Annotated in this window: 18 protein-coding genes, 1 other RNA gene and 1 pseudogene; 16 read left to right on the top strand and 4 right to left on the bottom strand. The window is 47.6% G+C overall.

Annotated elements, in window-relative coordinates:
• The first annotated feature begins 55 nt into the window (after positions 1–55).
• The 7 genes from C7E00_RS02675 to C7E00_RS02705 all read left to right on the top strand — a co-directional run bounded on the left by C7E00_RS02675 (position 56) and on the right by C7E00_RS02705 (position 6780).
• A complete protein-coding gene (locus C7E00_RS02675; RefSeq protein WP_105302809.1) occupies positions 56–571 on the top strand; it encodes a hypothetical protein in 516 nt (171 codons plus the stop codon).
• Positions 572–668: 97 nt separating this feature from the next.
• Positions 669–893, top strand: coding sequence for a preprotein translocase subunit SecG (gene secG, locus C7E00_RS02680; protein WP_105302810.1), 225 nt, complete (start codon positions 669–671; stop codon positions 891–893).
• Between the two features lie 56 nt (positions 894–949).
• Positions 950–3229: a ribonuclease R gene (gene rnr / locus C7E00_RS02685; RefSeq protein ID WP_105302811.1), complete on the top strand. Its 2280-nt coding sequence runs from the start codon at positions 950–952 to the stop codon at positions 3227–3229.
• Positions 3207–3674 carry an SsrA-binding protein SmpB gene (gene smpB, locus C7E00_RS02690; RefSeq protein ID WP_105302812.1) on the top strand — a complete coding sequence of 156 codons (468 nt, stop codon included), beginning with the start codon at positions 3207–3209 and terminating at the stop codon, positions 3672–3674. Before rnr ends, smpB begins: the two co-directional genes overlap by 23 nt.
• A 68-nt stretch (positions 3675–3742) precedes the next feature.
• Positions 3743–4102: a transfer-messenger RNA gene (ssrA, locus tag C7E00_RS02695) on the top strand.
• 849 nt (positions 4103–4951) lie between these two features.
• Positions 4952–5953: a radical SAM protein gene (locus C7E00_RS02700; RefSeq protein ID WP_105302813.1), complete on the top strand. Its 1002-nt coding sequence runs from the start codon at positions 4952–4954 to the stop codon at positions 5951–5953.
• A gap of 425 nt (positions 5954–6378) precedes the next feature.
• Positions 6379–6780 (top strand): DUF3955 domain-containing protein, encoded by a 402-nt coding sequence (locus C7E00_RS02705; protein WP_204378544.1) that lies wholly within the window; start codon positions 6379–6381, stop codon positions 6778–6780.
• An 18-nt stretch (positions 6781–6798) separates the two neighbouring features.
• On the opposite strand, the gene C7E00_RS02710 is transcribed toward C7E00_RS02705, so the two are convergent.
• Positions 6799–7971, bottom strand: coding sequence for an MFS transporter (locus C7E00_RS02710; protein WP_105302814.1), 1173 nt, complete (start codon positions 7969–7971; stop codon positions 6799–6801).
• Positions 7972–8350: 379 nt separating this feature from the next.
• Here C7E00_RS02710 and C7E00_RS02715 point away from each other — a divergent pair, with 379 nt between their 5' ends.
• From C7E00_RS02715 to C7E00_RS02755, 8 genes and pseudogenes are all read left to right on the top strand, one after another.
• On the top strand, positions 8351–8707 hold the full coding sequence (locus tag C7E00_RS02715) for a ubiquinone biosynthesis protein COQ7 (RefSeq protein WP_105302815.1): 357 nt from the start codon (positions 8351–8353) through the stop codon (positions 8705–8707).
• Positions 8708–8712: 5 nt separating this feature from the next.
• Positions 8713–9486: a family 1 encapsulin nanocompartment shell protein gene (locus tag C7E00_RS02720; RefSeq protein WP_105302816.1), complete on the top strand. Its 774-nt coding sequence runs from the start codon at positions 8713–8715 to the stop codon at positions 9484–9486.
• A 106-nt stretch (positions 9487–9592) separates the two neighbouring features.
• Positions 9593–11527, top strand: coding sequence for an IS3 family transposase (locus C7E00_RS02725; protein WP_105302474.1), 1935 nt, complete (start codon positions 9593–9595; stop codon positions 11525–11527).
• A gap of 13 nt (positions 11528–11540) precedes the next feature.
• A complete protein-coding gene (locus C7E00_RS02730; protein WP_105302473.1) occupies positions 11541–11981 on the top strand; it encodes a hypothetical protein in 441 nt (146 codons plus the stop codon).
• A 20-nt stretch (positions 11982–12001) separates the two neighbouring features.
• The gene (locus tag C7E00_RS02735; RefSeq protein WP_105302472.1) at positions 12002–13303 is read left to right on the top strand and encodes an IS3 family transposase; all 1302 of its coding nucleotides are present in this window, start codon (positions 12002–12004) and stop codon (positions 13301–13303) included.
• Between the two features lie 358 nt (positions 13304–13661).
• Positions 13662–13964, top strand: a pseudogene (locus tag C7E00_RS16450) (Mbeg1-like protein); the annotation flags it as partial.
• 236 nt (positions 13965–14200) lie between these two features.
• Positions 14201–15328 (top strand): alanyl-tRNA editing protein, encoded by a 1128-nt coding sequence (locus C7E00_RS02750; RefSeq protein ID WP_105302818.1) that lies wholly within the window; start codon positions 14201–14203, stop codon positions 15326–15328.
• A gap of 4 nt (positions 15329–15332) precedes the next feature.
• The gene (locus tag C7E00_RS02755; protein WP_105302819.1) at positions 15333–15998 is read left to right on the top strand and encodes a class II aldolase/adducin family protein; all 666 of its coding nucleotides are present in this window, start codon (positions 15333–15335) and stop codon (positions 15996–15998) included.
• 177 nt (positions 15999–16175) lie between these two features.
• Here C7E00_RS02755 and C7E00_RS02760 read toward each other — a convergent pair whose 3' ends face one another.
• The 3 genes from C7E00_RS02760 to C7E00_RS02770 all read right to left on the bottom strand — a co-directional run bounded on the left by C7E00_RS02760 (position 16176) and on the right by C7E00_RS02770 (position 18675).
• Entirely contained in the window at positions 16176–16637 is a 462-nt protein-coding gene (locus C7E00_RS02760) for a GNAT family N-acetyltransferase (RefSeq protein ID WP_105302820.1), read from the bottom strand.
• Between the two features lie 146 nt (positions 16638–16783).
• Complete coding sequence (locus C7E00_RS02765) at positions 16784–17716, bottom strand: carbohydrate kinase family protein (protein WP_105302821.1); 933 nt, start codon at positions 17714–17716, stop codon at positions 16784–16786.
• A gap of 17 nt (positions 17717–17733) precedes the next feature.
• The gene (locus C7E00_RS02770) at positions 17734–18675 is read right to left on the bottom strand and encodes a D-2-hydroxyacid dehydrogenase (RefSeq protein WP_167836433.1); all 942 of its coding nucleotides are present in this window, start codon (positions 18673–18675) and stop codon (positions 17734–17736) included.
• 95 nt (positions 18676–18770) lie between these two features.
• Between C7E00_RS02770 and C7E00_RS02775 the strand changes: the two genes are divergently transcribed.
• Positions 18771–19478 (top strand): HdeD family acid-resistance protein, encoded by a 708-nt coding sequence (locus tag C7E00_RS02775; protein WP_167836434.1) that lies wholly within the window; start codon positions 18771–18773, stop codon positions 19476–19478.
• Positions 19479–19497: the final 19 nt, after the last annotated feature.

Here is a 19497-nt window from a genome sequence, read left to right on the forward strand (position 1 = left end):
AGAATTCAGGAAGATATGCTACAATGTCGGTCATTGGAGATGAGTAATACAAGGTATGAGTTCTGATTCACGACAAAAAGGTCTGAGTTCTGGTCTGCTGGTGCTTTGCTGGGCTGGCTGCATTCTTCTGTTTTTCTTCATGGATCTGCTGGGGATCCTGCTGATGGAATTGCTGACGAGGGGAGACAAGAAGCATTCGATTTCGAATGGCTGGATCACGGAGCTGTTCGGAATTCTTCTGATTCTCTTTGAAGTGATCTATATTTATGGTGCTGCCTCCGGCACGATGACCGGACATGCAAGCGTGTTTGTACTGACGCTGACACTGGCGGTGGCAATTGGTGTCACCTGGGATGCGCACAGAGTGAGAATTGCCGGCAAGCAGGTTCAGAGAGTCGAGCGTGCAATGGATGAGGAAGAGGATCTCAGAGGCATTGCCAATGAACTGGACAGCAGTGAAGAAGATCTGATTGCACTTCTGAAGAAACTGCAGAAGGAAGGATTCTTTGAAGACTATCTGCTGAATGAAGAAGAACATTCTTTTTTACCAATAGAAGCTTCGCTGAAATAAGGATTATCCTCTCTGATGAACTGATTTTCGTGTGTTTACAGAGGGCTTGACATTCTGCTATAATAGCGAAGCATTGGCGAAAGGAGCACGTATTCGGATGCTTGACGCATTATTGATGATCGTTTCCGCAATGATCGTGATTATCACGCTTCTGCAGGGTGGAAAGTCAAATGGCATTTCCGGTGCGTTTACCGGGAACGGCGGCTTGAACCTGTTTGCGAACGTGAAGGAAAGAGGTTCTGAGAAGGTTGTTTCGAATGTCACAATGATTCTCGGTATCATCTTCTTCGTTCTGGTGATTGCGATCCGGGTTACGGAATAGAACAGAAATACAGCCGGTCAATGTGCCGGCTGTTATTTTATCTGCAGGAGTGAGAGATGGAAGAACTGAAGAAACAGATACTTGAACTGCTGGAATCTGCCAAGGGCGGTCTGGATCGGGAAAGACTGAAGAATGGCCTGAAGCTGACAGCATCAGCAGAGATTGTAGAACTCGGAAAGACTCTGGATCAGATGGAAGAAGACGATGATCTGATCCGGACTTCAAATAATCGTTACAAGACGCTGGAACAGGCTGGCTATGTAAAGGGCATTCTCAAGATCAACAAGCGCGGCACGGGGTTTGTGGATCGGCCGGATCAGCCATCCATTCTGATCCGTGTTCCGGATCAGAAAGATGCACTGAACGGCGATACGGTTCTGACAAAGCCGATTCCGGATCTGAATCCGGAAACCGGAGAAGTCAGCTATACCGGAACTGTAATCAAGGTTCTGAAGCGTGCGCATACGCATGTGATCGGGACCTATATGGATACGGTTTACGGCCTTCGTTTCCTGCCGGATGATATTCATCTGCAGAGTGTCAGAATGGATATCACTGCACCTTCTGACTTTCGTCCGATTCCTGGCCTGAAAGTCATGATGCACGTGGTGAAATACGGTTCACCGCTTCATCTGGAAGTGGTGAAGACTCTGGGCAATAAAGATGATCCGGGGGTAGATATCCTTTCGGTTCTTCTGGATTATGACATCGTCATGGAATTTCCGGAAGATGCGATGAAGCAGGCAGAAGCAATTCCTCAGGAAGTTCAGCCTTCTGAAATGGAAGGAAGAGTCAATCTGACAGAAGATACCATCGTCACCATCGATGGCAATGATTCCAAGGACTTCGATGATGCAGTGGGAGTTCAGGAGAATGAGAATGGCTGGCTGCTGAAAGTCAGCATCGCAGATGTTTCGCACTATGTGACAGAAGGAAGCCCGCTGGATCAGGAAGCCGAGAAGAGAGGCTGTTCTACTTATGTGACGGATCGGGTCGTGCCGATGCTGCCGCATATTCTGAGCAATGGGATCTGCAGCTTGAATCCGCATGTGGTCAGGCTTACCAATACGTGCGAGATGCAGATAGGGAAAGACGGTTCTGTTAAGTCATATAAGCTCTATCCTTCCTTCATGTGCTCTGCCGAGCGTATGACCTATGATCATGTCAATGAGATCCTGCAGGGAAATGAAGAGAGAAAAGCACAATATTCACATCTTGGAAATCTCTTCGAGACACTGGCTGCCTGTGCGGACGCGATCCGTGCTCATCGGAAACAGAAGGGCGCCATTGATTTCGATACGACTGAATCCGAGATTCTCTGTGATGAAAAGGGCCACCCTTATGAGATCCGTCCGAAGCATCATGGTCATGCCGAAGAAATGATTGAAGACTGCATGATTGCAGCAAATGTCTGTGTGGCAGACTTCATGCATACACATGAATTCCCATGCGTTTACCGGATTCATGAAGAGCCTCAGAAAAAGAAGCTTCAGGATTTCACTAAGCTTTCATATCTGCTTGGGGTTCCGTTTTCTTCAAAGGACCTGAGTCCGAAAAATATCCAGCAGTATCTTTCTGGATGCAGAGATTCGGAAGAGTATCCGGTTCTTTCTCAGCAGCTGCTGAGAACCATGGCGAAAGCGAGATATGACAGCGTGTGTGCGGGACATTTCGGACTGGCAGAACCGGAGTATCTGCACTTTACGTCTCCGATCCGACGTTATCCGGATCTGATCGTGCACCGTATGCTGCGGAAGTATGATTATGAACATTTCCAGGGAAATCCTTCTGCGGATCAGAAGAAAATGCAGGCTTATTCCGAAAGCTCCAGCGAACGGGAAAGGGCAAGCCAGAGTGCAGAATTCGACTGCGACGATATGAAGAAGGCAGAGTACATGATGGATCATATCGGCGAAACAGCCGAAGGCATCATTACCACTGTGACCAATTTCGGATTCTTCGTGCAGCTGCCGAATACGGTGGAAGGCATGGTCCGCGTGAATGCGATGTCGGATGACTTCTATCATTTTGATGAGAAGAAGATGTGTCTGCGCGGGGAGCGTACACGGACGGAGTACCGGGTAGGGCAGACTGTCAGGATCAAGGTGCTTGGTGCTTCTAAGGATGCAAAGACTGTAGACTTCGGCTTGCAGAATATGAAGACCGCCAGAAAGCCTGCACCAGTTTCTGCTGGCAGGAAATACTCCACCAGATCCAGAGCGGCACGGAAGTCAGAACAGGTTGAGGAACCGTATTCCTCTTATGATTATGGCAAGCATTTCCGCTATGGCAGAGATGCGAGAAGGAAGCAGAATGGCAGAAAAAAATACCGGTGAGAAAAATATAGCAGTCAATCGCAGAGCGAGACATGACTATTTTCTCGAAGAAACGTTTGAAACCGGCATCGAGCTGACCGGAACGGAGATCAAATCCGTGCGGGCAGGACATGTGCAGTTCAAGGATGCCTACATCTCAATCTACAAAGGTGAAGCATGGATCAAAGGCATGCATATATCTGCATATACTTATGGCAGCATCTTCAATGTTGATGAAGAACGTGATCGCAAGCTGCTGCTTCATAAGTATGAGATCCGCAAGCTTTACGATAAGGTGCGTCTGAAGGGATATACGCTGGTGCCGGTACGCATGTATCTGAAGAATGGACGGGCAAAAATGGAGATTGCTTTAGCAAAAGGAAAGAATCTCTATGACAAGCGTCAGAATCAGAAGCTTCGCGATGCAAAGCGGGAAATGGAAAAAGCTCTGAAGTTTCATCGCTAGTCTGGTTCTTGCAAAATCAGGATGCAGATGCTATAAAGATAACGCATCTCAGGATGCGTGTCTTTCATGGGGCTGTCATGGTTTCGACAGGTTTATGTCTGATTCAGGATGCAGTGGAGCGGTGACCTAATCACTACTAAATTTAAACGCTAATAACAATAGCACAAGCTTTGCTTTCGCTGCTTAATTGACGCTAGACGCGTCTGCAGCGCCCGATCCGTGTATTAGCCGTTCTGCTCGGATTGTGTAATCAAAACGGATAAGGTGATCCTGAAGCCTGTAGGGGGATCCCGACAATTTACAGGCAGATTCAGCAGATGATTCGTGTATTGTTCTGTCTGCTGTCTTACCTTACAGTGCAATAAACTGTAGATTCCTGAATGTGGGACTATTCTTGGACACGGGTTCGACTCCCGTCAGCTCCACCATTGTAAAATCAGCCTTTCTGTTTCGGGACACACCCGATTCCCCTCTGTGGGGTAAAGGTGATTATCCTGGACACCAGGCACTGTGTAATTAGCACAAGATTAAGATCTCGTAGAACACGAGGTCTTTTTCTTTTCAACCGCCTTTGTAACCCACCTCAAAAAATTCCGCGATTTGTCCCCCGAGACCGCCCCCGAAGCGTTACCGGAACGAAACAGAAGCGGAAGAAAAAGCCCTGAAAAAATCCACCCGGAAAGATATCGGAACCGAACCGGAACTGATCTGAAAAGATCTGAAACCAGATCGGGAAAGAGATGGAACCGAAACGGGAATTCACCGGGAAACGATCGAAAAAACCGGGGTGTTTCGCCCCGGAAATTGAGGGATTATCGGGATTTTGGGGAATTGTTGTGGGAAGGCTTGTGGATAACCGCCCTTGGATATGGCTGACATTCCAGTACCGTTACCGGAGTGTCCTATGGCTTATGGAAGGTTTCCGTAGGCGTTTCAGGGGGTGACCAGAACAGAGATAATTGACCTTCGTGACGTTCCGGATTCGTTTCAGGATTGACTCGTAAGTGAACTGATTTTACCGAAAGAAAAGACCGAAAAGCACAGTAGTACAGGACCGTACAAAGTGTTGTCAACCGCCGAGGGGACATATCCCGGAATTTTTTGCCGAGGATAGTTGGGTTTGCCCCTTGGAGGATGATTGTTGTTGCCTTGCAACACTTTCGAGGCAGCAATACTGTAAAAGTGTCGGTTTCCGGCAGATGGATGCTGGATGTGCAGATTGATGCGGGCCCTCACTTTTTTCTTTACTGTGTTTCAATAAAAAAGGAGAAGATCAGATGAGAACAACGTCGATCATGGTACAGAATCTTTGTGTTCCGTGCAGCTGCAGGTGCAGATACTGTCTTTTATCATGGGATGGAAGACCGGTTGGCATCTCCTGGGACAAAGGTGCATCGTTTGCGCAAAGATTCATTAACGAAGTGAGACATTCACACCCTGAAATAAACATCTCGTTTACATTTGGTTATTCCATGGACCATCCTCGTCTTCGTGAAACGATCACCTTCCTGAAAGAGATTGGCAGTCCTCAGGCACAGTTCCTGCAGTGTGACGGAATGCGGATGAGAAACGAAGCAGAATGTGATGATCTAATGAGGGTGCTGAAGGAAGAAGGAGTGCAGGATCTGAATTTTACTTTCTATGGTCAGAAAGAATACCATGACCGTTTTGCCTCAAGAAAAGGAGACTATGATCTGCTGATGCGTATGATCCGGGCTGCGTTAAGTCATGGGCTGCAGGTTTCAGCAGGCATTCCTCTTACTGCGGAGAATATATCTCAGGCTGATGTTCTGACAGAAGATCTGAAAAAGCATGGTGTTGAGAAGATCACCATGTTTATCCCGCATGAAGAGGGAAGAGGTATCACGCTTTCGGATATCCGGCTGGATGAAACAGACCTTGCAGGATTATCCGAAGAGTCTTTAAAGCTGCTGAACCGCAGTGTGTACCGCAGTGAACGCGACTGGATCACCGGCATGGATATTCCGGAAGAAAAAGGGAGAATGCTGCTGATCTCGCTGAGACCGGACAATATTGAACGGTATGAACGGATGCGTGCAGAGGAGATCATTCAGGAGATCGAGGAACTGGATGACTGGTACTATGACTCCTTTCCGGACTTTCTTGATCTTGCAAGGATGTACGGAGATCCCCAAAGCGGCAGAATGTATCGATTCCGTGATTTGTTTTACCACTATCGGAAGCTGTATGAGAAAGATCACGGTATACAGGCATACGATGTGACAGATGAACGTCAGTCCGGCAGCAGAAGGTATTAACCAATACATCAGGACAAAATAATCTGCCGCCGCAAACAGGAGGTTCTGCTGAACTCCCGCCAGGCTCACCATTTAAAGAGGAAAGCTTGGAATAATCTGAGCTTTTTCTTTATCTCTTTCTGATCCGGAGAATAAGACGATTCTCCCTGAGGATTAAAAGGAATGCCAAGAGCCCTCGCATAGTCATGCGGTCTTTCTTAATGCTCGACAGGATAGCTCTGCGGAATAAGAATAAACGGGATATTAATGCGTTTGCAAAGCATCGCTTGCCTGGCTGAATACTGCCTGCAAGCACAGCTTTCTTGAAGAACCTGCCCATGTCAGGTAAACCGGAAGAGCCGGAAGGAGAAATGGTATGGAATTTTCAGAACAGATCAGAGAACTCAGGAAAGAGAATCATCTGACCCAGGAAGAGATGGCCGCACGTGACCCGTCAGGCTGTATCCAACTGGGAAAACGGGAAGAATCTTCCTGATATCGAGATGCTGATGGAAATCTCGCTGACCTTTCAGATCTCTCTGGACCGGCTCATATTCGGAGGAGAAGAGAAGATGAATGACATGGCAGAAAAACTGATTGATGATGGCAGTGAAGGAAGACGCGCAAAAAGAAATATGGCTGCTTCCCTGTCCGGAGCAGGTCTTGTGATTGCAGGCGTATTGCTGTTTCTGATGAAAGGCGCAACTGTGGAATATATAGATGCAGAAGGCATCCTGCATGAGAACTTCTGGATGATCGGGATCGGCTGGCTGCTGATCTTTGCAGGAATTGTGACGCTGACGGTCAATATGATCCGCAATCTGCACAGCAGAAAGAAGACGCATTGAGTGAATCGGGAGCAGTGATCAGAACACTGCTTCCTTTTTGAACTCCATTTTCAGAGAAGCTCCGATGATCACCGTTCCGGCTGCGGCATATCCGATGCAGAGCAGAATCATGCTGGAAAGACCAAAGCCATCATAAATCCATCCGGATGTCAGATTGCCAAGCACTGCTCCTACCATCGTGCAGGAAGTCATCATGGCCTGGGCGCTGGAAAGATATCCCGGTGCAATCCGTTCATCCGCATAATACGGAGCAGCACCGGAATAGAGAGCATAGGAGACAATTTCAAGCAGCTGGGAGAGATAGATGACAGCGACATTTCCTGCCATCAGATACATGATTCCTTTGAAGAAGAATCCGAAGCCTGAAATCAGGAGCAGCTTATCTGAAGAAATCTTTTTCAGAATTTTCTCAATGAATATCTCTACAGGGACTTCCATGATCGCTGAAATTGCAAAAGCAGTACCGAGTGCTCTGGTATCTCCGCCGACTCGTTCCAGAATCGGCAGGAGGTAGGTATTGGTTCCGTTATGGAATGCAAACAGCAGAACCAGGCCGAGTGTCATAAGGAAAAAAGCTGGATACCGTCTGCGAATTTCATTTACACCTACCTTCTTGTCTGCTTTCTCAGGGGCTTGCTGATGCCTGGATGATTTCATTGTCATCAATACAATCCATTCGGCAATGCAGAGTGCAATTCCGGAAATCGGCACCATGATCGGACCGCCTTTCTCGGTCATGACACCGATCAGATAGACCGCAATTGCATAGAACAGAGATCCTCCTGCACGGGTTTTTCCGTAGTCCACGGGAAAGCCATTGCTGCGGTATTCAAAGCAGATGATGACCGTGAATGGCATCATGCCATTTCCGAAGATCATCGCCATCATGAACAGGATGCCGGCAATCAGAGAATTGCGAATCAGAGTCATGCAGATCAGAAGGCCAGCGGTGAGCCCAAGCATCAGCCGGAAAATGCGTTTCCAGTTCCACCACCCGCCGCGGTCGTTCAGAGTCCCGAGAACATTTTGGATTGCTGCAGAAAGAACACTTCCGATTGCGGTCATGATTCCGATCTGGGCACTGGAATACCCGATTGATCTCAGATAATATGTGGAGTATCCATAGAAGATGGCCATGATTGCCCAGAACAAGCCATCCATCAGGAAGCACTGGATTGTTTCTTTTCTCATAAATTCTTCTCTCTGATGTTTCAGCTCTTCTATTCTATTACAAAACAAAGAAGGAAAACCGGTGTTCCTCAGCTTGGAGATTTTCAGAGGATACCCTGTTATCTGGAAAGACTGAAAGAACTGACAGAAGCTGGAAATGGCAATAAAGAAAATTGCAAGTATTCTTCAATAAAGAATATCATGCATAAAAGTTGATAATATATTGCTTTAAAGCACAAAAATAAGGTAAAAAAGATAAAAAAAGAAGTAATTCCCACAATTCAACGATGGATTTCCATGTTATAGTGTAACTGCAAGAAAAGGAGAGCAGACCGGAGATCGGAATCCTGACTGATGAAGGGACTTCAGATCTGCTTCTCATTCTCAAAGGAGGTAATGAATGATGTTTGGCAATCCGTTTTCAGCAAATGTAGAGCGCAAGATGACAAAAGAAGAACTGGTTCAGGCAATTCGTGCAGATCTCTCCGGAGAACTGGAAGCAATTTACGGCTATGATGCCCATGTTCAGGCTACCGATGATCCGGTTGCGAAGGCAGTGCTTTCGGATATCCGTGATGAAGAGAAGACACACATGGGAGAGCTTCTGACTCTGCTGAAGTATCTGGATCCGAAAGAAGGAGATCTGTATGCGTCTGGTGAGCAGGAAGTTTTGGAAATGCTCGAAGAACTTGGAATCAAGCCGGCAGAAATTCCAGGCGTGAATGCAGGAACAGTAGGAAGCCTTAAGGAGGAATAAATCATATGGAATTCCTGATGAGAAGTGACAGCAAGCTTTCAGAGGCACAGTGGAAAGCAATTGATGAGAAAGTAGTAGCAGCAGCGCGTTCCGTGCTGACTGGCAGAAGATTTCTGAATATCTATGGTCCGCTTGGCGCAGGCGTGCCTGCAGCAGAGATCACAAGAGATGGAAAGAAGCAGATTGTGATGCTTTCTGAACTGTCCTCTGATTTCACGCTTGGCTGGAAAGAGCTTGAGGCCTCAGAACGGCTCAATGTGCCGATGTCATATTCTGAAGCAGTTTCTGCAGCAGTGAATACTGCTCTGAAAGAGGATCAGCTCATTTTCCTCGGAGACGAGGAGACTGGCGCTGCAGGTCTGCTCAGCAAGCCTGGCAAGACGATCAAGATGCAGAACTGGGATAAAGATGAACATGCATTTGCGGCAGTCTCTGCCGGCCTGCAGTTCATGCTGGAACATCGTACCTATGGTTCAAAAGTTCTGGTGGTGAGTCCGGATGTCTTTGCAATGCTGCAGCGGATTCAGCCTGGCACCGGTACCCTGGAAAGTCAGAGAATCAGTGCGCTGATTGAAGGAAAGATTTATCAGTCACCGGTACTTCCGGCAAAGACTGCTCTGCTGGCAGCGCCGGATGAGCAGAACATGGATCTTGCGATCGGACAGGATCTTGTGACCGGATACCTCGGATCTTCAGAAATGAATCATGATTTCCGGGTATTCGAGACGGTTCTCCTGAGACTGAAAAATCCGAATGCAGTAGTTGTTTATCAGGGATAGAAGACACGGATCGGTCTATGACAAAAGGACTGCGGGAAGTAAAGTGGTCCCTGTAGAAAGGACAGCACTCTGACAGTGCTGAGGTCCTCCTGCAGGGGCCATTTTTATGGGCAGAAAATCCAGAAAACGCAATCCTAAAACTGATTATGTATTCTTCTCTCCAGAGGAAATCCAGATTCTCCAGGCTAATCCGAATGTGAAATTCATCCGGACGAATCACATCGCATTCACCTATGAGTTCAGATGCCGGATGTATGACTGGTATGTCTCTCATCACGAGATCCGCAAGTTCCTGGAGAACAATGGAATCTCCACGAAAATGATAGGGAACCAAGTGATTAAGAAACTGACTGAGAATTTCAGAAAACATGGTCACCCCACCAATGGAAATGGGCCTTCGATTTCTGTTTCTGCGCCGAAGCTTTCAGAAGAAGAAATCCAGCTGCTCATTGACACCGGAGTATTCGTCAGAGCTCGTGGCGGCATCTCTTTTTCAGATGCGTTCGTTAAAGAAGCGATAAGGAGATATCCTGGCACTGACCTTAGAACGCTTCTGAAGGAGCACGGCATTGATCCGAACCGGATCGGTTATCAGAGAATCCATAGGCTTAAACTCCTTCTGGAAGGAAAATTACCTGTTACGGGTAAATTTTTCCGTTCCGATGAAGTGATTTCTGAACTGAAGAGCTGTTCCTGGGTCAGAACAGTCACCCGGAAAAAACTTTCCCTCCGATCAGAATTCTATGAATGTGCTTATCTGATCAGAGACCTTCCGATTCTGGATGTAATGCAGGTATTTGAGATTCCTGCAGACTTGCTCAGCGCGGGAGAACTGATGCGGATTCGATATAAGCTTCTGCACTGGAAGCCGGATCGTGTTAACAGAAAGGTTCATCTTGCCGCTCTGGATCTCAGCACCGCGAAGAAACTGTGCGAGCTGATGGAGAAGATGGAAGAGAGAAAAATGAGTGAGCTAAGAGAAAGCCTTCGTATTACTTCTCCTGAGACTCTCCGGAAAGTGTGTGATCTCATTCATGATCAGGTGAAAGCCTTCCCTTACGTCAGAGGATTCTCGATCAGCGGTGCGTGCAGAATCCTCGGCTTCAGCCACTCTCGCTTCTATCGTCTGAGATACTATGTTTCCAACGGAAAACAGCGTCAGGATGAGAAAGACATTGAACGGATCAGGAAAGTGATTGAATACCGCGGATATCCGAAAGGAACCCGCATGGTGACCATGATGATGCCGAAGCTGCAGAAGACGGTCATGAACCGCAAGAAAGTTCAGAGGCTGATGAGAAAGGCCGGACTGCTGTGTACGGTCAGAGCACCGAAGAAATCCAGGCAGGCAGCCAGAGAACTGCTTCAGAGGAACCGGAAAGAGAATGTGCTGAAGCGCAGATTTCGTCTTGGGAAACCTTATGAACAGGTCATGACAGATGTCACCTATATCAAAGACTGCCGGGGAAATACTTCCTATTACTCTCCGATCAAAGACAGTGTTTCCGGCCTGATTCTGTCTTCTGCAGTAAGCGATACACAGGATCTGAACCTTACTGATGAGATGCTGAGCGGAATCATGAAAGATCAGGATCAGAATACCGTCTGTTCGACAGGAATGGTATTTCATTCCGATCAGGGGGCACTGTATCTTTCCGATGCGTTTCAGAAGAAGCTGAAGAAGATGGGATTCGTTCAGTCCATGTCACGGCGTGGAAACTGCTGGGATAACGCATCCATGGAATCCTTCTTCGGGCATATGAAAGATGAAGCTGACTTCTCCGATGCCCATGATACGTCTGAGATCCGGCAGAAAATCAATGACTACATTGACTATTACAACTTTGAACGGCCGCAATGGAACCGCGGCAGAAAGACACCGATGGACTTTGCCGTCTATCTGAACAATCTTTCTGAGCAGGAATACCAGGAATACCTTTCCAGGGAACAGGCAAAGTATGACCGCATGATGGCCAGGTCTGCAGAAAAGGCACGGAAGCACGCTGCAGATCTTGGTGCTGTGATACCATCGGAATCATAGAGAGGTAATAGAGATGGGTAAGAAGAAAACGAAGTATTACGAGAAACGCAGTGCCATTCAGGAAATTGCAGAGAAGAACGAATACGTGAAGGACATTCACGGAACGAATCTGATCTACAAGACGGAGTTCTATATCAGGATGTGTCAGCAGATGAACAAAGGAATGACGGGAGTGGAAGCTTATGAATCACTCGGCTTCCCGGTAAAGGAACTGGGTACTGATCGTGCAAACAGTGCTGCCAAGCGTGCCAGAGAGATGGAGAAAGACGGATCGTTCGTTGATCCTTCCAGATTTGACGGGAGTATTCCCCGTGATGAGATGGGAGATCTGACGCCGGAGGAAGAAGCCGCTTATTACAAAGCACGGACAGCTTATCTGGAAGCACTGCTCGAACTGGAAAAAAAAGTACACGAACTATTGGCGGAGACGAATACATCATCGAATCCGAACTGAAGAACCATCAGAAGTTCAGAATGGTGTATTACACTCTTCAGAAGCAGGAGACTCAGCCAGCAGGACATGTTCATCAGTTCTCGGCATCAGATCTGTTCCGGATCTTCGGCTGCAGTTCCAGCGGCTATTACAGCTGGAAGAAACGATTTGAGAATCCTGTGGAAACGAAAACGCAGAAAGAAGACCGGGAGATCAAGGAGAAGATGATCTCAATCATCCATAAGCACTGCGGAATTCCCGGAGCGCGGACCTTCCGTACTTACCTGTGGCGTGATTACGATCTCAGGGTGAGCAGAAAACGGATCACCAGACTGATGAAAGAAATGCGCATTACCGCATATGTCCCTCATAAAGATGCCTATAAGGGACAGGCAACTCATTTCCATCCATGTGATGCCAAGCAGAACTATGTCGATCGTGACTTCGGTGACAGCCCGCGGAAAGTGATCCTGACAGACATTACCTATCTCTACTATGGAAGTAATCGCGAGCTCTGCTATCTGTGTGCGTTCAAGGATGGATTCACGAGGGAAATCCTGGGATCAGCAGTAAGCAGGCATATGGATGTCTCTCTGGTTACAGAAGCCTATCACCGTATGATGGACCAGCATCGCAGCGAACTGAATCATCCGGACGCTCTGATTCATTCCGATCAGGGGAGTCAGTACCTGTCCGTTACCTTTCAGAAGCTGCTCGAAGATGACGGCTTCGTGCAGTCCATGTCCAGGCGAGGGAACAGCCAGGACAACGCACCGATGGAATCCTTCTTCGGAAGAATGAAGTGCCAGCTTCTGAAGCTGATCGAGATGTGTCCGGACTATCAGACAGTCAGAGATCTGATTGCAGGCTATATGCACCACTACAATGAGAAAGCTTATCAGTATGATCTTGCCGGTCTTACTCCTGCGGAGTTCTATCAGTACAAGACTACAGGAGTCTATCCATTAGATAACTACTACGGTATCGCAGGAGATCGGATGAGGCCGGTTGAAAGCCTGGTAGAGGATCATCTGAACTATCTGAAGAAGAAGCGGGAAGAAAACGTTCAGAAGAAGAAGGAAGCAGAAAAGAAGCTCCTTCCGATGCACATCATTGCGACAGATCAGAAGAAGCTGAAGAAAGAAATTCAGAAACTGAATACGCTCATTGAAGACTCCAATGAGGAAATCAGAGAACTGGAAGCACTTCTGGAGCGAGTGAGAGCAGCAGGAAAAGCTTACGAAACAGCAGATGAAGAACTGAAGAAGAAGCTTGAGAATCCGCAGGAATGGAAGAACACACCGCCATTTGACTACGTCACAGAAATGGACGCTCTTTACTGATACAGGCACAGAAAGAATAGAGCAGCTTACTTCCCCTGGCCAGAAGATGTTTTCGTCATGCGCAGAATGAATCATCCGAGCACTGATGATCCGGAAACATCTCTCTGAAACCTGCTGAATACAGAAAGAAGACAGCTATGATTCAGCTGTCTTCCGTCTTGATCAATGCATGTGACCCTCAGAAACCCGAACTGTCAGAAAACTGTCCTTGACAACGGGGCCACTTTAAAGCAGTCCTTTTCATGTTAAGATGGTCCTGGGCGAAAGAAGGGCTATTATGGATACGCTGAAGGATTACCTGCTCTGGCACCGGAATATTCCGCTTGCAGAAGATACATTCAGCGATACTGATCATTTCATGCTTGCAGCTGATACGGAAAGGTCCGGAAGACTGGTTCTCAGAAACTATGAGGATCATTTTGATGAGAAGCATGCATGTCAGTTCGGAGCAGTTGAAATAGTTCTGAATGAGCGGTGCCCTTATCTTTCTTTCCGGGGAACAGATACTTCTATAGCGGAGTGAATGGAAGATTTCATGATTCCCTTTGCAAAGACCATTTCCCAGCAGTACGCCCTGAGCTATGCAGAACATGTGATGAAACCGGAACGGCGATATCTGATCGGAGGACATTCCGAAGGCGCAAATCTGGTGCTGTACTGTTCTGCAATGCTAGGCAGGGAAAAACAGAATCAGATTGTCAGAATTTGTATGAACGATGGCAGGCAGAGCAATTCTGATCTCGGCTGCAGGGATTCTGTTCGGTGTTTCCGGAGGGGATATTCTGGCTGCTATGGACCGGGGAATCGGCTGATATATGGTTTCGCTCGGATCAATTCTGATTGCAGATGGCGGAGTTCGGATGATCCAGATTGCAAGATCAGCAAAGGAGGATATGAATGCAGGGAAGGTATGATCATTATGAGCGTGTTTCCTGTGTAACGGAAATCGCTGACGAGAAGGATGGGTGGTATCGCTTTGCCGATACGGTGTTTTATGGCGAAAAAGGCGGGATGCCTGATGATCGTGGAACGATCAATGGCTTTAACGTGGATGGACTTTACTGGGAGGGAGAGGAGCTCTGGCATCATGTGAATGGAATTCTGCATAATCCGATTGTCATGGAATTGGATGCAGAATACCGGCTGGCGGTAACTGCTCCCCAGACAGCACTTCATATTCTGGATACGTATTACCGAAAGAAAGGAATTCTGATTTCATCCACAAATGTGAATCCGGAGAATTCCTACTATGACATCAATACAAGAGATCTGCCTCCATCTCATCTGGAAGAAGTGCAGAGCTATATCAATCACGCAATCGAAATGGATGTGCCGGTGACCTTTTCGTATGTGAAGGGAAGAGAGTATCCGGATCCTGAATATGCGAAATATGACCGGGTGCGGATCGTTACGATCAAAGGGCTGGATCAGCAGCCATGCGGAACGCCGCATGTAAATCATACGGGAGAGATCGGAAGCTTTGTGCTGCTTCACAGCGAGCATATCAGCTCAGGTGCCAGAATCTATTTTGCCTGCAGCAGAGCAGCTGACTGGATGCTGGTCAGGGAAGACCGTCTTCTGCATGAGCTTGCCGGAATTCTGAATACCGGCATCAGTGAGCTGCCAGAGAAACTGGAGAAGCTCTTTGAAAACAATAAGAAGCAGAAGGCAGAGCTTCAGGATCTGACCAGGAGTCTCTGCAGATATGAAGCAGCTGAATATGCAGAGAAAGAGCCTCTGATCATTGACCTCGGAAAGAATCAGAGTCAGAAGCTGAGAGTGTTCTCACAGGAATATGGAAGGGTGGCAAAGTGCACGACGATGATCTATTCCGCAGGTAGTCTGATTGACTTTGCTATCGTGTCACCAGACCAGAAAGCACGTGACTTTCTGGAAATTCTGAAGCAGAAGACAGGATGTTCAGGAGGCGGAAGCCCGAAGATCGTAAGCGGAAGAAGCGAACTCAGCAAAGCGGATTTTGCGGCTGCGGCAGAAGCAATTATGAAAGAAAAGAGAGGACAGTAACAGGATGCTGGAAGAACTGAAAGAACAGGTGATGGAGGTCGCAAAGACGGCTCAGAGAGATGGACTATGCAGGCATAAGTCCGGGAATTTCTCTGCCAGAGACCTGGAGAGCGGCCTGGTTGTGATCACGCCGACCGGAGTGGATCGGGAGAAGATGGTGCTGCAGGATATGGTAGTCATGAATATGGATGCAGAAGTGGTGGAATCGATCAATGGACTTAAACCGACCAGCGAAGCGATGATGCACCTGGCGATCTACCGCACAAGGAAGGATGTAACCGCAATCGTGCATACGCATTCCAAATTTGCTACGGTATTTGCAGTGCTGAATAAGCCGATTCCTGCATTGGTGTATGAGATGTTCCATCTTGGCAATGCGGATGAAATCATCCCGGTCGCTCCCTATGCAAGACCGGGGACTATGGCATTAGCAGAATCGGTCATTGAGCCGGTGAAGCATCATGATGCGTTCCTGCTGCAGGCTCATGGTGATGTGACGGTCGATGAAACAAGTATTGAAGAGGCATATCTCAAGGCATGCTATGTAGAAGAGATTGCAGAATTGTATGAACATGCCTTGCTGCTGAATCAGGGAAAAGAACCTGAGGTGCTTCCTGCAGAGGAACTGCAGAAGTGGGGCTATCCTGCAGAAATCCATCTTGGAAAGTAAAAAAGAGGCTGCAGATTTGGCAGGTGTCCATAAAACAGTAAACCGACCTATGATTACGATCATAGGTCGGTTTTTCGTGTTATGCACCGGCGCAGTGCATAATCGTACTCAACGCACTACACCGGGCGGCGTATAGAAGTGCACCCTTTATCTGTTCAACAAATTGGAATTGGCTGCTCACAATTCCTTTTTTACTAAAACGTACTCGGTGGTTCGCAGAACTTCCACAAACCCACATTTAAGGAATAGTGCAACAGAAGAATTGTCTATAGCAATATCGTCATAGAGTTCCATGATGCCGTTGTCTTTTGCCGTTTCACATAAAAGCAATAGTCCGTTGCGGCCGTATCCCTTTCCTCGGTACGGGGCATAAATGATCACGTCAGCAATATAAATCTGCCGTTCTTCATCAAAATGATATGCTGCCTCGCCAATAAAAGTGCCATTATCTTTAATGTATCTGTAAAAGCGTTTGTTATTGTGGTTTATGATCCATCTGTCATGCCAATCTGCCCAATATTCTTTAGGGAATGGAATTGTGCCTCCGCAGGCATGGTTGTAAGCCATCGTCTGCTCATCACTCATCATTTTTTCCTTAAACCACAAGTCCTCAATATGAGGCTTATATAATTCAAGCATTTCCCTATCTCGTCAAATTTAAGCTTGTCGAATTGTTAAGTCTTTCTATCAGATCGATGAAATATACACAATATACAAGAACATTCCCGTCAGAAACATCTGCCGGGAATGCAACTGTTTTATGAATCCCTGCCCTTCCGCAGCCTCTAGCAGTTTCTTCCCGGGAACAGGCCGAATTCTTCCGGCCGGAATCTCGGACAGACATTTTCTTTTGTTGCGATGACGGAGGAAGCAAGTCTTGTTCCGATCTCACATGCTTCTTTCAGCTTCTTGCCATAGGTGAGTCCTATCGTGACTCCGGCAAAGAATGCGTCCCCGCATCCGGCAGTATCGATGACAGCTGTTTCCTGAGCAGGACATACTCCGCATCCGATATCGGGCTCTGCATAGACTGCTCCGCTTTTTCCCATCGTCACGACAACTCTGCGATATTGCGCAGTGCATGCTTTACGGTAGATGATCGGAGCAAGTTCTTCTGGAGTCATGCCGGTGAAATCGTCGGAAAACAGGAGCCCGGCTTCTTCCTGATTGCATACAACGCAGCCGGTGCGCATCATAAGATCTCTGCGCTCCAATGCAATGGACATATTGGAAACGACTGCATAGACGACTTTATGATACCTGTCGGCAAGATCGAAAATCTGCTTGAGGAGGGAGGAAGCCATATCGATCTCGACTACTACACTGTCGCAATCGCGGAAGATCTCATCGCCATGTTCCGCAAGGACGTCACTGAGCACGGAAAGATCCGGACGCTGAGAGATGGATCCGACAACATCGCCATCCTGATCGAAGATTGCAAGCCAGGTGCCAAGACCTCCTGGGACTTTCTGAATATAATCTGTCACGACTTTGTGCCGCTGAAGTTTATGAATGACGTCTTCACCGGTTCCGGTATCATCGACGACGCTCAGAAAGGTCGGCCTGAGTTCGACGTTTGCGATGTCTTCAGCGACATTGCGGCTGACACCGCCATGAACCTGGACAACCCGGCCGGCGTTTCTTCCGTCCGGTACGTATTTGCCGAGCGGATAGCCTTTGATATCCACGAATACTGCTCCGATTACGACAATTCCCATCTGTCCCCTCCTGTGTTTCAGTAGCCCTTCTTAAGATCAATGACATGCTTCAGAGGCTCACCGGCCGCTGCGTGTTTCAGGTTCTCGAGAATCACTGCACTGACCCGGTCATAATTGAGCGGATTATGATATCTTCCGCTGATGTGAGGCGTGATGATGACATCTTCTTCATTCCAGAGCGGGTTGTTCTTCGGCAGCGGTTCCGGTTCGGTAACATCGAGAATCACTGCCGAAAACCAGTGCTGGCGGGTGAAGCTGAGAAGAGCAGTCTGATCAATCGCAGTGCCTCTGCCGACATTCATGAGGATGCTGCCGCGTTTCGTGCAGGAAAGCATTTCCCTGTCAAACAGGTGAATCGTTTCGGGTGTTTCCGGAAGGCTGAGAGCAACAGCATCCATTTCCGGAAGAATCTGTTTCAGATCGCTGGTCTGATATACGGCTTCCGCAAATTCCGGAACTTCATGAACAGATCGGCGGACGCCATAGCACTTAGCTCCGAGTGCATGCATGCGTTTCAGAAACTCAGAACCAATTGAGCCCATGCCAACCGAAAGAACCTTCATGTTCTCGATGCCGATCCCGTAGCCGAGATTCTTCCAGGAATGATCTGCCTGTGCTTTGACATAGCGATTCAGCTTTTTATCTGTCATCAGAATGCAGGCAGTCATGAATTCTGCAATGCCTGGACCATAAGCTCCATAGGCATTCGACAAGACGATCTGCGGGTCCAGACTACGATAGCGGTCGACTCCGGCAGAATCTGTCTGGATCCATTCCAGATGCTCAGCCATGCGGATCTGCTCCATGGTCGGATCTCCGACAATGATTTCTGCCCAGGAAAGGTCATCGGCAGTGACCTCCTCTGGTTTTCTGAACCGGTATTCATAGCCATCAATGCCATTCATGGCATCGATGGTTTTCTGCTCAAGCAGAAGGGTTACTAGAGTATGCTTTTTCATAGGCATTATTCTAACACAGGCGATTAGACGCAAATCGTCATATGTTGATTGAAATCTATCCGGAAACTCTTATGATTCAAAGGGAGGATGTTATTATGAGAAAACTGAAACACTTCAAGTGGCAGTCGATGATTGCTGCTGTGCTCTACCTGATTGCCGGTCTTCTTCTGCTGTTCTATCCGCAGAATGTTGCAGACTTGGTCTGCAATCTGGTCGGCATCGGCATGATGGTCTATGGTGCAGTGCTGATGATCAGCTATTTCATGATGGATCTGCAGGATTCGCTGTTCCGCAATGATTTCGTGTTCGGCATTGTATGGATTCTGCTTGGTATTCTGATCGTTAAGGAGAAGACGATATTCCAGACGATGATTCCGTTCATCATGGGCATCATGATCATCAGCAGCGGTTTCCTGAAGCTGCAGGATGGCATTGATGCCATCCGGATGGGGTATCCGAAGAGCTGGGTCTATCTCATTATGGCATCGATTTCCATCGTGCTTGGGCTGGTGATTCTCTTCAACCTGCTTTCTGCGAATACCTTGCTCTATCAGATCATCGGTGCATGTCTGATCTACTGCGGGATTACTGATCTCTATTTCACGATTACACTTTCTTCCAAGATCAGAAAATTCATCGGCAAAGCAGAGCAGGCAGCTAAGGTGCTGAATGGAGATGTGATGGACTCTGAAACCGGTGCTCCTCTTCACCAGCCGGAAGATATTCCGGTTTCTGACGATTCTGAATCAGATTCCGGTACGATTGACGCTGAGTACGAAGAAAAGGATTCTCGCAGAGATTGATCTGGATGCCGGCAGGAAT

Source organism: Anaerolactibacter massiliensis (assembly GCF_900290205.1).
Classification (GTDB): domain Bacteria; phylum Bacillota_I; class Bacilli_A; order Erysipelotrichales; family Erysipelotrichaceae; genus Bulleidia; species Bulleidia intestinalis.